At 64.9% G+C, this 943-nt stretch carries 1 pseudogene; it reads right to left on the bottom strand.

Annotated elements, in window-relative coordinates:
• Positions 1-943 (bottom strand): annotated as a pseudogene (locus LVD08_RS28005) (type IV secretion protein Rhs); the annotation flags it as partial.

The following is a 943-nucleotide window of genomic DNA, read 5'->3' as shown; positions in this document are numbered from 1 at the left end:
TTTTGCGGATGCGCCGGCCGAAGGCGTCGTATTGGTAGGTCGCGGTTTGGCCGTCGGCGCGGGTCAGGCCGGTCAGGCGGTGCTGGCAGTCGTAGCGGTATTCGGTGACGAGTTGCTGGTCGCGGCCACGACGCTCGCGGATCAGGTTGCCGAAGGCGTCGTAGTCGTAATGGCGGTCGCCTTGCATCAGCAGGCGATTACCCTTGATCCGGGTCGGGCCGGGACGATCCTGCATCAGCAGATTGCCGGCCGGGTCATGGGCGAAGGATTCCGGCAGTTCGTCACGCGAGTGACGGACGCGGATCAAGCGGTCGAGGGCGTCATAGCCATAGGTGCGCTGGCCGTGGCGGCTGTCGGCAATGTGCTCGAGGTTGCCGTTGGCGCTGTAGGCATAATCGCGGCGGTACAGCGAGTCGTGCTGATGGCCTACAGCGTGGGCGAGTAAACGGCCCTGATCGTCGTAGGCATAATCGCTGAGCAGCAGGCCTTGTTGGCGTTGTTGCTCGCGACCGGACTGGTAAACGTGGCGGGTCAGCCGCGTGCCATTGAGGTCGATGGCGGTCAGCGCACCGCCCTTGGCGTAGTGATAGTCGAGCTTGCTGTTGTCCGGCAGACGCTGGCGCTTGAGCTGGCCGCAGGCGTCGTAGGCATACCGCAAGGTGCCCCAGCCCTGATGCTCGGTGATCAGCCGGTCCTGCCGGTCGTATTCAAAGGCCAGCGGATGTTGCTGGCCGTCATCGACCCCGGTCAAACGGCCCAGGCGGTCATAGGTGTAAGCCACCTCAACCCCGTCGGGCAGGGTTTTCAGCAGCAGACGCCCGGCCGCATCACGCGCATAGGTGGTGACCAGCGTCGAGCCGTCATCACCGAACTCGGTCTTCTCCAGCAGGTGCCCGTTGCGGTCGTAGGCGTAGGCGGTGCGCCGGCCGTCGAAGCCGGTTTC

The organism is Pseudomonas sp. YL2 (assembly GCF_023063025.1).
GTDB classification, from domain to species: domain Bacteria; phylum Pseudomonadota; class Gammaproteobacteria; order Pseudomonadales; family Pseudomonadaceae; genus Aquipseudomonas; species Aquipseudomonas putida_A.
This window is presented reverse-complemented; position numbering and strand designations above follow the sequence as displayed.